Source organism: Sandaracinus amylolyticus (assembly GCF_021631985.1).
Classification (GTDB): Bacteria; Myxococcota_A; Polyangia; order Polyangiales; family Sandaracinaceae; genus Sandaracinus; species Sandaracinus amylolyticus_A.
In genome coordinates, this window is record NZ_CP070225.1 from 3,390,686 (window position 1) to 3,404,241 (window position 13,556).

Annotated in this window: 9 protein-coding genes; 2 read left to right on the plus strand and 7 right to left on the minus strand. The window is 71.6% G+C overall.

Annotation, left to right across the window (positions count from 1 at the left end):
* Nucleotides 1–51 precede the first annotated feature (51 nt).
* The 7 genes from I5071_RS14055 to I5071_RS14085 form a co-directional block, all read right to left on the minus strand.
* Nucleotides 52–1,527 carry an AgmX/PglI C-terminal domain-containing protein gene (locus tag I5071_RS14055; RefSeq protein WP_236605957.1) on the minus strand — a complete coding sequence of 492 codons (1,476 nt, stop codon included), beginning with the start codon at nt 1,525–1,527 and terminating at the stop codon, nt 52–54.
* 173 nt (nt 1,528–1,700) lie between these two features.
* Nucleotides 1,701–2,231, minus strand: a complete 531-nt coding sequence (locus I5071_RS14060) for a hypothetical protein (protein ID WP_236605958.1) — start codon at nt 2,229–2,231, stop codon at nt 1,701–1,703.
* 32 nt (nt 2,232–2,263) lie between these two features.
* On the minus strand, nt 2,264–2,533 hold the full coding sequence (locus I5071_RS14065) for a hypothetical protein (protein ID WP_236605959.1): 270 nt from the start codon (nt 2,531–2,533) through the stop codon (nt 2,264–2,266).
* Nucleotides 2,530–4,017, minus strand: a complete 1,488-nt coding sequence (locus I5071_RS14070; protein WP_236605960.1) for a tetratricopeptide repeat protein — start codon at nt 4,015–4,017, stop codon at nt 2,530–2,532. Before I5071_RS14070 ends, I5071_RS14065 begins: the two co-directional genes overlap by 4 nt.
* Nucleotides 4,017–7,973, minus strand: coding sequence for a tetratricopeptide repeat protein (locus I5071_RS14075; RefSeq protein ID WP_236605961.1), 3,957 nt, complete (start codon nt 7,971–7,973; stop codon nt 4,017–4,019). The genes I5071_RS14070 and I5071_RS14075 overlap by 1 nt, the downstream gene beginning before the upstream one ends.
* The gene (locus I5071_RS14080) at nt 7,970–10,363 is read right to left on the minus strand and encodes a tetratricopeptide repeat protein (RefSeq protein ID WP_236605962.1); all 2,394 of its coding nucleotides are present in this window, start codon (nt 10,361–10,363) and stop codon (nt 7,970–7,972) included. Before I5071_RS14080 ends, I5071_RS14075 begins: the two co-directional genes overlap by 4 nt.
* Before the next feature lie 86 nt (nt 10,364–10,449).
* On the minus strand, nt 10,450–11,241 hold the full coding sequence (locus I5071_RS14085) for a hypothetical protein (RefSeq protein WP_236605963.1): 792 nt from the start codon (nt 11,239–11,241) through the stop codon (nt 10,450–10,452).
* Between the two features lie 381 nt (nt 11,242–11,622).
* On the opposite strand from I5071_RS14085, the gene I5071_RS14090 reads away from it, so the two are divergent.
* The gene (locus I5071_RS14090; protein ID WP_236605964.1) at nt 11,623–12,240 is read left to right on the plus strand and encodes an RNA polymerase sigma factor; all 618 of its coding nucleotides are present in this window, start codon (nt 11,623–11,625) and stop codon (nt 12,238–12,240) included.
* Nucleotides 12,237–13,556 (plus strand): zf-HC2 domain-containing protein, encoded by a 1,320-nt coding sequence (locus tag I5071_RS14095; RefSeq protein ID WP_236605965.1) that lies wholly within the window; start codon nt 12,237–12,239, stop codon nt 13,554–13,556. Before I5071_RS14090 ends, I5071_RS14095 begins: the two co-directional genes overlap by 4 nt.

Genomic DNA, 13,556 nt, shown 5'->3' on the forward strand with positions numbered 1-13,556 from the left:
GCCCCCGCTGCACGCCGATTCGCGTGCGAACGGGGGCCCCACCCCAGAAGCTCAGCCCTGCGGCTCGAAGACGAACGGGAACTGGTACGTCACGCTGCCGCCCTCGGGGCCCGGATTGAACCGGAAGCCCTGCACGACGCGCGTCACGCACGAGCCGACCGAGTCGTTGCCGATCGTGTTCTCCACGACGCGCACGCCGGTCACGCTGCCGGTCTCCTGGATCGTCATCGAGACCTTGATGCGGCCCGAGAGCGTCGGGTCCGCACGCAGCTCGCGCTCGTAGCACGCGCGGATCGCCGCCTGACGGGTCTGGATCATGCGGATGACGACGCGCACGTCGAAGTCACCGCTGCCCGACTCGTCCTCGACGTCGCTCGGCGCGCGGAAGCGACCACGCACCTGACGCTCCTCGACCGCGCCGCCCTCACCGCGCGCCGTGGTCGCGCCGCCCTTCACCGCCGCGAGCCCGCCGAGGCCCTCGGTGGCTCCGCCGACGCGCCCACCGCCCGAGCGCTCGCGCAGCGTGCCGCCGCCGCTCGAGGTCGCCACGCCGACGCCTTCCGCCTGCGCGAGGATGTCCTCGGCGCTGCCGGTCACCGCGCCGCCCGCGAGGACGTCCGCGAACGCACCGCCCTCCGAGCTCAGCGCGCCGAGGAGCAGCTGATCGACCTGCGCCGCCGCCGCTTCCGCCGCCATGCGCGCATCGCTGTCCGCTGCCGCCTGGCGCTCGCCCGCGGTCTCGCCGGGCGTCGACGACGACTCACCGCTCGGCTGGCGCGTCGGAGTCTCCGCGACCTCTTCGGTCGGCTCCTCGGTCGGCGCCTCTTCCGTCGGCTCTTCCTCTTCCTCGACCGGCGGGGGCTCCGGCTCGTTGAAGATCATGTCCGCGAGGCGGTCGTCGATCGTCGCGAGCGTGGGCTGGATCGGCCAGTCGGCGTTCTCGAGGAAGATGATGAAGCCGAAGTGGCTCATGAACGAGAACATCACGAAGGCCGTGAACAGCCAGTCGATGCCCGCGATGAACCCGCCGACCACGGCCGCCGGCAGCTGAGGCCGCGGCTGCACCGGCGGCGGCACGACGAACTGGAAGAGCAGCGTCGTGTCGCCGATGACGACCTTGCCCCGCGACGTGTCGCTGAGCTTGACCTGCCAGTGCTGGCCCGCGTTGCGCGCCGCGCCGCTCGCCCGCAGCTGCTCGAGCTCCTGGACGCCGCCCGGAAGACCCACGCGACCGCGCATGTCGGCGGTGAAGTTCAGGATGTAGTCGGCGCCGACGAGCTGGAAGAGCTCGAAGCGCGGCGGCATGCCCGGGACGATGAAGTGATTGCGCTCCGAGCTACCGACCGAGACCGTCTCGCGCTGCCGGATGATGCGCTCTTCGACGATCTTCCCGCCCTGGATGACGCCGATGCGCAGGACCTTCGGGCCCGAGGGCCGCACCTGGACGGCCTGCATGGCCATCGTCATCGCGCCCGGACGTCCGGCGGCCTTGCCCCCCTGCTGCTGCGGTCCCTGCGGCGTGGTCATCGTTGGTGTCTTCCTGATCCCCGCTCCGGCCCGTTCTCGTGGTGCCGGTCGGCGGTGTGGTCGTGGCCCGTTCGGGCGTCTGACCACGGATGTCGACGGAGGTTCCCGTGCCCCTCGTGAGACGAGCCGGACGATACCACTCGGCCGGTCGCATGGTCTAGCTGGTGAGAGGGCTAGCTGCCCCTCACGGCGCGCGCCCGGTCGACCGCGCGCTCGCACTCGTCGAGCAGGCGGCGCGCGTGGGCGCGGAGCGTCATCCAGGCGCCGAGGGCGAACGACGAGCCCCCGACACCGAGCGCGATCGAGAGCGCGGCCTGCGAGAGCCCGATCGCCGAGACGCGGCGGGGATCGAGGCCGAGCAGCCCGTGGTCACCCGAGTGGACCCAGCTGAGCGCGATCGCAGCGCCGACGAAGCCGAGGAACGTCGAGAGCGTCGCGCCGATCCGGATCGCCTGGAGGCGCGACGTGATCGCGGCGCGCGCGTCGGCGAGCGACTCCTCGAGCTCCACGTCGATCGAGCGGGCCTCGGCGCGCCACAGCGGCGCCAGCGCGCGCCCCACGAACGTGCCTCCGATCGCGTCGACGATCGCCGCGCGCTTCTCCTCGGGCGCGCTGCGCAGCGCCTTCACGAGCGGATCGACGTCGACCGGCCCCGAGACGCAGAGGGCCCGGAGGCGCTCGACGACGAGCGCGACCAGGCCCACCCAGCAGACGATCTGGACCGCGTGGAAGACGGTCAGAACGGCTCTCGCTGCACGCTGCGCACGACCTCGCGCGTGAAGCTCGTGCGGAGATCGAGCACCTCGTAGCCGATGCTCGAGCGGTTGAGGATGTAGAACGCGTTCGGCTTCTGGACGCGACCCTCGATGCGGATCTCGTCCAGCTGGATGACGCGCGGCTGACGCGCCGCACGACCGCCGCCGCGCGCCTGCGCTTCGACGTCGGAGGGCGCGAAGAACATCGCCGCGAAGAGCCCGAGCCCGAGCAAGAGTCCGAGACGCGTCATTCCGTGCCTCCGCCTTCCGTGGTCCCGCCGCCCTCCGCAGCCTGACGCGCGGCGCGCTCCGCCTCACGCTGACGGCGCGCGGCGTCGCGCTCGATCCGGCGCTGCTCGCGCTCGATCTGGCGGGTGATCTCCTCGAGGTACGCGGTGGACGGATCCTCGCGCGCGAGGCGCGGTCCCATCAGGTCGCGGTACGCTCGGAACTCCTGCTGCGAGCGCTGGAGCGAGGTCAGCAGGTCGCTGCCCGGCATGTCCGCGCCCGCCTCGAGGTAGAGCAGCGCGAGCCCGTAGTGCGCCTCCGGGCTGCGAGGGCTCGTTGCGACCACGCGATCGAGCTCGTTCTTGCTCTTCTCCCACTGCTTGGTCGCCCGGTACGCGTTGCCGAGGCCGAGGTGCACCTCGGGGACGTCGGCGACCAGGCGCGCGACCGCCTCGAACTGCTGGACCGCCTCGGGGTAATTCGCGCCCGCGAGGAGCTGCAGCGCGAGCGCCATGCGCGCGTCGGCATAGTCGGGCCGCAGCTCGACCGCGCGGCGATACGCCTGGAGCGCCTGACCGAGCTGGTTCTGCTCCTGGAGCATGCGCCCGCGGAGGAACTGCACCTCGGCGTGGTTCGGGTCGATCGTGACCGCCTGGTCGAGGATCGACTGGGCGAGCTCGGTGCGGTTGCGGCGCAGGTTCGCCTTCACCAGCACGAGCATCGCGGGGACGAAGCGCTCGTCGCGACGCAGCGCGGTGCGCGCCGCCTGGATCGCTTCTTCCGGGCGATTCGCGTGGATGAGCGCCTCGCCGTAGAGCGCCTGGATGTGGAGGTTGCGCACCCAGCGACGCGCCAGCGGCTCCATGAACGCGACCGCATCCGCCGCCTGACCGCGACGCACGTAGATCGTGACGATCCCTTCGGCGGCGCGCTCGTAGTCGGGCTGGATGCGCAGCGCCTGGCGGTAGTAGTTGAGCGCACCGTCCGCGTTGCCGGCGCGATCGGCGAGCACGCCGAGGTTGTACGCGGCGCGGAACGCGTTCGGATCGGAGCGGAGCGCCTCCTCGAACGCACGGCGCGAGCCCTCGGTGTCACCACGCTGCCCGGACTCGATGCCACGACGGTACGCCGCCTGGGCCGAGCCACTGACGGGGCGCCGCGGCGGAAGCGGCTCGCCGCTCTCGACCTCCGGGCGGCCCCACGGGCTCTCCTGCTGGGACGCGGGCGTGCCGGTCTGCGCGGTGCCGCCGCTCGTCGGGGGCGTCTCGTCGGCGCCACCTTCGAGATCGTCCTCGTCGTCGCCCTCGGGCTCGCGGGATCCCGGGGGCGCCTCGATGTCACCGCGATCTGCGCGATCGCCGCGACCCTCGTCCTCGCCGCCCGTCGTCTCCTCGTCGCGATCGGCGGTGGTGCCCCCCTGCTGCTCACACGCGGGGAGCAAGGCGCCCGCGCTCAGCAGCAGGCACCCACAGAACAGCGCGATCGCGCTCGAACGCGCCCTCGCCATCACTCCTCCTCCCGCGCGAGCGGAGGCGCTGCGATGTCCGTCTCCATCGGCAGCGTACGCCCCGCACGCGCACGCGCGAACTCGCCGGGCGTGTACGCCGCGAACGAGGGGTCGCGCTGCTGCTCCGCCGCGATGCATTCGGCGATTCGCTCGTCACCGTACGCCTGGAGGCGGTCGGCGGCGAGCCGCGTGTACTCGTTGTCGATCGAGCCCGCCCGCGCCGCGCGCGCCGCGAGCGCGTAGCGTGCGATCGCGAAGCACTCGATCGGACGCACCCGCTGATCGAGGGTCTGCTGGATGCGGTCCTGCACCTGGACGCGCACTTCCTCGCGCACGTCCGCGCTCGCACCGCGCACCCGGCGCTGCAGGTCCGCCGGCATCACGAACGGCGTGTTGAGCACCGCGCGCGCGAGCACCTCGTACACGCGTCCCTGCCGCACGAACGCCGCGATCGTCCAGGTCGGACGCCCGTAGTCGAGCACCGGCGCGTAGCCGGTCACGAGCGTGTTCGCGCGGGCCGAGCCCTCCTCGATCTGACGCGCGACGGTCTGCACGTACGCCTCGAGGGTCGCCGGGCTGCCGGGGTTGATCGCGAAGCTCTCGAACGCCGCCATGTTCTCGTCGACGATCGTGAAGCGCGCCTGCGCCGCGTACTCCGCCGCGATCGATCCCCGCTCCTGACCGGCGCGCGAGAACGCGTCGACGACGTCCTGCAGCGCGGTGCGGTAGTCGCGCGTCTGACGAAGCTCCTGGCGCGCCTGGGCGATGCGCCAGTACGCGGTCACGAGCAGCTCGCCCGCCGCCGCATCGCCGCGGTAACGGTCGATGAACGCGCGCATCTCGCGGATGGTGCCGTTCCAGTCGCGGCGCTTGAACGCCATCTCCGCGACGCGGAAGCGCGCGCTGCGCTGTACGTCGGGCGGCGTGCCCGCGGCCTCCGCCGCGCGACGGTAGTAGTCCGCCGCGCGGTTGTAGTCCTGCTGGTACTCGAGGATGCGCGCGGCGTTGATCAGCGCGTCGGTCCGGGTCTCCTGGATCCCCGGATCCGTCGAGCTCGCGAAGCGCTGCGAGTCCGCGAGCACGCGATAGCTCTCGATCGCGCGCTCGTAGTCGAAGAAGCGGTTCGCGGTGTACGCGAGGCGGAAGTACGCAGTCGCGAGGATCGAGTCGAGGCGCTGCTGCTGCTCGGGCTCCTCGGCCCGCACCGGACCGACCTCGTCGACCACGCGCTGGTACACGCGCGACGCGGACTCGTACCGGCTCGTGCACTCGAGCGCGACAGCTGCCTGGATGAGCGCGCGCGGCGCGTCGGCATGGCGCGGGTCGTCGTTCACCGCGTTGACCATGTCGGTCGCGGACTGCTCGAAGAGCTGCACCTGCTCGGCGGTCGGCGCCTCCGGGCAGAGCTGCTCCTGCGGCAGGTCACCACGAGCACGCTGGTAGAGCTCGAGCGCGCGCTGGAACCGGATGTTCCCGAGGTCGCGCGTCACGAGACACTGCGGGTTGTCCTGGTTCGCCGGGTCGTTGCAGTCGACCGCGCTCGGCGCGCTCGCGTCGGGGCTGAACGTGCACTGACGCTGCTGGAGGTCACGGGCGAGGCGCTCGACCTCCTCGGTGTCCCCGAGCTGGACCGCGATGTTGCGCAGCGAGATCCAGGCGACCTGGCCCTCCTCGCTCGCCTGCGGACCGCGGCAGCGCTCGAGGTAGATGCGGCGGAAGCGCTCGCGCGCCTGCTCCCACCAGCCGTAGTTGTAGAGGAGCAGCGTGTTGTTGTAGTCGTACGCCGCTCGCACGCCCTCGCGGTCCTGCACCACGGGGACACGCGCGAGGTAGATCTCGCGCGCCTGCGCGACGCGCTGCACGAGCTGCGGCATCTCGACCGGTCGGACGCGCGGCGGCGGACCCGGGTCTACCGCGGGCGGCTCGTCGCGAACTTCGATCTCACCGCGACGCTGCGCGTCTTCGAGCATGTACTGCAGCGAGAGCACGACGCGTCGCGCCGACTCGCTGAGGTAGCGATCGTCGAGGTTCGAGTCGCGCACCGCCGCGTACTGCGCGGCCGCCTCCTCGTACTGCTGCGACCAGAAGAGCGCGTCGGCGAGGTTGTACTGGAGCTCGTACGCGTTCGGGCTGTTCGGGTACTGCTCGATGTACTGCTGGTAGCCCTGCGCCGCCGCGTTGTACTCGGCGACCGCTTCCTGGAGCATCCGCTCGTCGCGGTTCTCCAGCGCGAGGCGCCGCATCCGCTGCGCGTTCTGGTGATGCTCGATCGCGGAGTTGATGATCGCCGCCTCGGCGAGCCGCTCGGCGCGCGTCTGCTCGACGGGATGATCGGTGTTGGCGTCCCACCAGTCCGACCCCTCGCCGTAGTTGGCGAGATCGAAGCGCGCCTGCAGCGCCTGCTCGCGGCGGCCGCGACGCTCGTGGGCGCGCGCGATCTGGTTCACGATCTCGGGCACGCGGTGGTGCAGCGGCCAGCGACGGATCGCGTACTCCCAGACCTCGATCGCCTCGTCGTAGCGATCTTCCTCGAAGTAGATCTGGCCGAGCTGGAAGTAGATCTCGACCGTCCACGGTCGATCCTGCGGCAGCAGCTCGGGGTTCTGGATGCGCTGGAAGCCGGTCGGCAGACCCTCGTCGGGATCGGGGATCTGGTTCTCGTTCCAGTCGTCGTACGCGAACGTGATGCCGAGGTACTGCACGGCCTCGGCGCGCAGCTCGGAGCCCGCGCGACCGGTGCGCTCGTACTCACGATCGGACCAGTCGATCAGCTGGACGAAGTGCTCGATCGCCTCGGGATAACGGCTGCCGCGGTAGTACGCCCAGGCGACCTTGTAGAGCGCGAGGTTGTAGTTGCGGTCCTCGGGATCCGCGAGGACCTTGCGGTACGCGCTGATCGCGCGATCGAGCGCGTGGGGCTCGAAGTCGAAGTCGAAGTGGTACTCGCCGATGCGCAGCCACGTCTCGCTGACGAACTCCGCGCCCTCGGTGACCGGCTGGCAGTCGGCGTAGGGATCGATGAACGGCTCGTCGGCGCCGCTCTGCGGCGTCGGGTCGAGCGTGAGCGCGGGGTGCGCCTCGGGGCCGAGCGCGCTCGCGGTACCGCCGTCGCCTTCCTCGCCCATGCCGTCGGGCGACGGCAGCGCTTCACCGGTGTAGTGGTACCGGTTCGCGCACACGAGGTTGAGCCAGGCGAGGCGCGCCTCGGCCATCTCGCCCATCTCGTTCAGGCAGTAGCCGATGAGGTAGTAGACGCCGTCGATGCGCCGGTAGTTCGGGAAGCGACGCACGAGCTCGCGGTAGAGCGAGATCGTCGGCATGAAGTCGGGATGCCCCGACTCGGGCGTCTGCCCGGCGAGCGCCGCGTCCTGGAACGCGATCGCGCTGCGCTCGTAGTAGAGCTCGCCGAGCCGGAACATCGCGTCCGGCGTGTAGGTCGGGTCGTCGGGATAGCGGCGGACGAAGCGCTCGAACAAGCGGATCGCGCGCTCGCGCGCCTCGTTCTGCAGGCGCTCTTCCTCGCGGATCTGACGCGCGTAGCCCTGCTCGCGCTCGCGGCGGCGCTGGGTGTACTCGCGGCGGAGGATCGAGCGGATCGCCTCGCGATACGAGGTACCGGTCTTCGTGAACCGGCCGACCTCGGCCTCCATCTCGCGCAGCGCGGCGACCTGCTCGGCGCTGGGCGGCGGGCGGTCGTCGCGGATGCGGCGATCGGTGGTGTCGAGGAACGCGGGGAGCGGGACGTCGACGGTGCCTGCCCACGGCGCCGCGGCGTCGCCGGTCGTGGCCGCCACACCGCCGTCGGCACTGACGGTACCGAGCGGCACACCGCCGTCGGCTCCACCCGCGTCGGGCGCACCACCATCCTGCGCGAGCACGCGCGGAGCGCTCGCGAGGGCAGCCATCGCACCGAGCAAGGCCACCGAGACACGGAACGACACGCGCGTGCGAATCACGGCGTCTCCTCTGCGGCGTCCTCGTCGGCCGCCGCACCACCACCGCCCTCGTCGGTGATCTCGCGGAACTCGTCGTCGAGCGAGCGCAGCTCCTGCGAGCGCTCTCGCGTCAGCATCTCGACGCGCATCCGGTGCTCCTCACGCTCCGCCCACGCCACGTCGATGCGGCCGACGTCGGCGCGCAGCACGAGGTCGTAGAACCGCTGCTGGACGCGTCGGAAGTTCTGGTAGGTGACCGCGCCCACGACCTCTTCGGCCTCGCCTTCGAGCTCGCCGAGCTCACGGCGATAGCCCTCGATGCGCCCCGACTCCTCGTCGACCTGCGCGCGGATGGACGCCGTGCGCTCCTCGACGATTCGGTCGATCTCGGCGTCGCGCGCGTCGAGCTGGCTCTCGAGCGTCGCGATGCGCCGGAACGTCGGCTCCATCCGGCTCGAGCCACCGCCGAGGCGGCGCTCCTCCGCGACCAGGCGCGCGTGCTCGGCACGCAGGCGCTCGTGGCGCTGATACCGATCGTCGCCGACGCCGACCTGGAGGCGCCCCGCCTCGATCAGGATGCGGAGCTGCCCGATCTCGCTGCGATAGTCCTCGATCGCCTGGCGCTGCTGGCGCAGCTCGTTCGCGACCGCCTCGTCGCCGCTCGCGTCGCGCGTGCCCGACGTGTCCGCGAGGTAGCGCTCGGTGGCCGCGATGCGCGCCTCCATGCCGAGCAGCTCGACCTCCATGCGCGAGAGCTCGCGCTCGAGGCGTCGGTAACGCCCGACGACCTCGCCGTCCATCTCGGCGAAGTCCTCTTCGCGCGTCGGCATGCGATCGATGAAGCGCTCGATCTCACGACGGCGCGCCCGCACTTCCTCGAGCTCCGGCGTCGCCGCCGCACCGCGCGACTCGAGCGCGATCGCGCGCTGGCGCAGGCGCAGGACGCGGTTGCGGAAGCCCGTCGTCAGCTCGCGCTGGCGGCGCAGATCCGCGAACACCGCCACGCGGTTGGGCTGTGAGAGCGCCGCGGTGAGACGCTGCACGAGCAGCGAGGTCTCGGCGACCAGCTGGCGCGCCTCCGCGAGGTCCTGGAGCACGCCGAGCGCGCGATCCATGTCGCCCTCCATGCTCGCCCAGCGCTGCGCGAGCGGCGGCAGGAACGCGTTCGCGTCGAACGTCTCCATGTTCTCGCGGACGAGCTGGCGGAAGTAGCCGAGCGGGTCCGCCTGATGCTCGGCGAGCATCTCGTCGAGCTCGCGACGCACCGGGCCGAACTCGCGCGCGACCTCGCGGAACACGCGGTTCGCCTCGTCGAAGCGGCCGTTCCGCAGCAGCAGGTTTCCCCGCAGGATCTTCGCGTCGGGCAGGAAGTGCGAGTCGGGTGCCGCCACCGCGAGCACCTCGAGCGCGCGCTCCGCGCGCGTCGCGTCGCCCATGCGGATGTAGACCCACGCGATCTCGTAGAGCGCTTCGTCGAAGTTCGCGCTGGTCCGCGGGATCGCCTGGTAGGCCTCGACCGCCTGCTCGAGCTGATCGGTCTCGTAGTAGAGCCGGCCGAGCGCGAGCTGCGTCAGCTCCGAGACCTGCACGTGCTCCTGCGTCGTCGCCGGCGCGCGCAGCACGCGCGTGAACGCCTCGATCGCCTGCGGATACTGCTCGCGCAGGGTGTGGATGACGCCGATGAAGTAGCGCGCCTGCGGGTAGTACGGGCTGCCCTCCTGGACCGCCTCGAACGCCTGGCGCGCCTGATCGAGCGTCGCGAGATCGATGCCCGTCGTCTGGGGGTGACCAGTGTCCTGCGAGCCGCCCGGAGCGCGCAGCACGTCGTCGGCGGGCACGGCGCGATTGTAGAGGTACTTCGCGCGGAAATACGTCGTCGCCGCCTCGATCTCCGAAGGCGGCAGGCGGTTCAGCTGGGCGAAGACGTCGTCGATCCCCTCGAAGTCGCGGGTGTGGATCGCGATCTCGATGAGCCGTCCGAGGGAACGTTGGATGAACGGCCGGAACCCCGGCTCCGACGAGTGCGACAGCACCTCGCGGAAGCGAGTGCGCGCCCCGAGGTAGTCGCCCGCGCGGAACAACGAGTCGGCGAGCAGGAACAGCGCATCGGGGAACGCCGCGTGCTGCGGGTAGTTGTCGACGATGTCCGTGAAGATGATCGACGCGCGGATGTAGTCCTGGAGCCGATAGAACAGCTCGCCGTCGGTCAGGCGCTCCTCGACGAACGTCGCGCTGCGCAGGCTCTCGCTGCGCAGCGGCTCGCTCATCAGCGCCGCGACCTGGCCCTCGAGCCCGACGAGCTCGCGCTCGATCGCCTCGTCCTCCTGCGCACGCGCTGCTGGGACGAACAGGACACCCGCGAGCACCGAGCTCGCGACGAACGACACCGCGCGCCGAGACGCGACGCGCATCGACGCGCGCTCGCTCGGGCTCCGCTCACTCGCGGCCGCCCGCTCCCCGGCGACTCGGCGCAGCCACGTCCGCGGCTGCTGCGTCATCACTCGCCCCCTTCGCCCTCGGCCTCGGCCGGCGCGGCTTCTTCGCCGCGGCCCGTCCCCTCGACGTGCTCGACGTAGCGCACCGCGGGGCGCTCCTCGAGCGGCGCGGTGGGACCGCCCTTCTCGTAGCCGACCACGCGGATGGTCATGCGCTTGCCCTCGGGCGCGCTGAACGTGTAGCTGCTGCGCACGCGGAAGCGGTAGCCCTTCAGATACGAGAAGATGCCGTAGCCGTGGCCGCGATACTCGAGGTTCACGGTGATGTTGTGCTCACCGGGCACGATCGAGCCGTTGTAGATCTCGAACTCCTGCTGGTCGCCCAGCGTGCCCTCTTCGTCGGCCTTGCTGAAGAGGCGCGCTCCGTCGAGCGCGTAGACCGCCTTCACGAGACGGTACGACGAGCTCATCCGGTTCTCGTGGATGATGACGGCCTGGGCGCCGGCGACGACGCCGCCGAGCACCGTCTCGGCGAGCAGCGAGAGGCGCGCCTTGCTCCGGAAGATCTGCTCCTTGAGCGCGTCGATGCGCTGCTCGAGATCGCGCAGGCGGACCGCGTAGGTGCCGGCGTCCATCTCCTCGGTCCCGGTCGTCGTCGCGGCGGCGTCGGTGCCCGCGGCGGTGTCGGTTCCAGCGGCGGGCTGCCCGGTCGCATCAGGGGCTGCCGTGGTCGTGGCTGTACCGGTCGTCGGCGCGGTCTCGCCTGGAGCGGGCGATCCATCCTGCGCGACAGCGAGCCCGGCGACGAGCGTGGCGAGCGCCACGGACGTCCACAGCGCCATCACCCTGCGCATGCAATCTCCTCTTTCTACGCACGGGGCCGCGACGCGTCCGGCCCCTTCAGCAGCGCCCGCTCCCCCTGGAGAAACGGGCAAGTCGAGAACACAGCTTCCGCGGAGCTCACATCGCGGTCGGTCGAGACCGTTGTCCAGGGAAGCGCAGAAATTCAGTCGTCATCCGAGCCCGGTCGGCCGTGAGACGCAGATCGGCCCCCGAGCACACACTCGTGCTCGGCTTATACCAACGCCCCGGGAGGGGGTCAACGCACTCCCCGATCGCGCGGAAGTGCTGGTCATGTCTCGCGCATCGCTAGAATGCGCCCCGGCCATGAGACCGTTCTCGCCGCTCGCGCGTCGGACGCGAACACGACGCCTCCCGGAGAGCGGAGGCGGAGCGTGAGCGGTGTGTACGACGGCCTCTCCGACGAGGAGCTGGTCCGACGCTTCAACGATGGGGACCCCGCCGGGCTCGAGGAGATCCTCCGCCGGTATCAGCGTCCCCTCTTCAACTTCATCCTGCGTTCGGTCCGCGATCGCGACCGTGCGGAGGAGCTCCTCCAGGACGTGTTCCTGAAGGTGGTGCAGAGATCCTCGGAATTCCAAGGAAACTCGAAGTTCAGCACGTGGCTCTACACGATCGCGAGAAATCTCTGCATCGACACCAGCCGGAAGATGGTCTTCCGGCGGCACCGTTCCCTCGACGCCCCGCTGAAGGCCGACGAGGCCGAGGGCGCCACCCTGCTCGATCGGGTGGCGAACGAGGGCCCGGCGGCCGATCGCGCGGTGATCGGTCAGGATCTCCAGGCGCGCATCGCGGAAGCGGTCGAGGAGCTCCCCGAGGAGCAGCGTGAGGTGTTCTTGATGCGCGAGCTCCAGAACATGGCTTTCAAGGAGATCGCCGAGATCGTCGGGGTCCCCGAGAACACGGTGAAGAGCCGGATGCGGTACGCGCTGGAGCGCCTCCAGCGCGCGCTCGCGGAGTACGAGGACTACGTCAGAGAGCTGGAGCGGTGACCGACAGCAGCGAACAGACGCCGTTGCCGTGCGAGTCGGTGGAGAACCGACTGCTCGAGCTGGTGTACGGCGAGCTCTCCGAGCGGGAGGCGCGCGATGTGCGCGCCCACGTCTCGGGGTGCGAGGGCTGCGGGCGCTCGCTGACGCGGCTCGAGGGCGGGCGCGCGCTCGCTCGGAAGATGGAGCCGGTCGAGCCGCGGGCGGATCTGCTCGAGGCGGTGCGGGCGGCGGCGCGTGCGAAAGCCGCGGAGACGGTGGCCCGGGCGAGCGCGCCGGCGGAGGCGCCGGCGGCCGTGGCGGAGCGGCGGCCTCGGCCCTCGGAGGCGCCGGCCGAGCGCGGCTGGTGGAGCGAGCTGCTGCGGTGGCTGGGCTCGATGGCGATGGGCCCGCAGGTCGCGATGGCGACCCTGCTCATGCTGATGATCGGGATCGGGCTGTGGTCGCTGCCGGCGCTCCGTGGGCGCAACGAGCGGGCGAGCACGGACGCGGTGGTGGAGCCGGATCCCGCGGGCGAGGTCGGGCCCTCGCGGGCGCTCGAGCCGGCGGAGCCGCTGGCGTTCGACTTCGATCCGCGCACGCGGCGACTGGCCCCGGTGGGCGAGGAAGTGGAGGCGCCGGCACCCGAGGCACCGGTCGCGCCGACGCGGCCCGGGGTGGCGCCGGTCACGACCGCGGACCGGCGGACCACGACCACGACGCCCGCGCGCGAGGCGCCCGAGCAGCAGGCCGTCGCGGCGCGCCAGCCGCGCCCGGCGGGGCGTGTCGAGAGCGAGCCGCTGGCGGGCATCGAGCAGGATCTCGCGCCCGGTGAAGCGGTCGGGTCGGTGGTCGATGGGCCGCTGCCCGAGCCGCGTGCCGAGGGCACGACGTCGTCCTCGGCCTACGCCGCGACCGAGGCCGAGCGTCCGCCGGTCGTCGCGCCGACGGCCCCTCCCCCCGCGACCAGCGCGCCCGACCGCTACGAGGCGCGCGACGAGGTCCCGCGGCCCGAGCCCGACTCCGACGCGATGCTCGCGGACGCACTGCACCGTCAGGCGCAGGCCGCGTCGCGACAGGGCGCGTACGCCGAGTGCGTGCGGCAGTACCAGTCGTTGCTGTCGCGCTACCCGCGCTACTCGGACGCCGGGCGTGCGCTGCTCGACCTCGCGGAGTGTCAGCGCCGCTCGGGGCGCATCGCGGACGCGCAGCGCTCGCTCGAGCGCGCCCAGGCGATCCCGTCGGTTCGCGCGGACGCGACGCGCGAGCTCACGCGCATGCGCATGGAGCAGCGGGCAGCCGAGCCGCCGGCCGCGACGACCTCGTCCGACTCGCCCTGA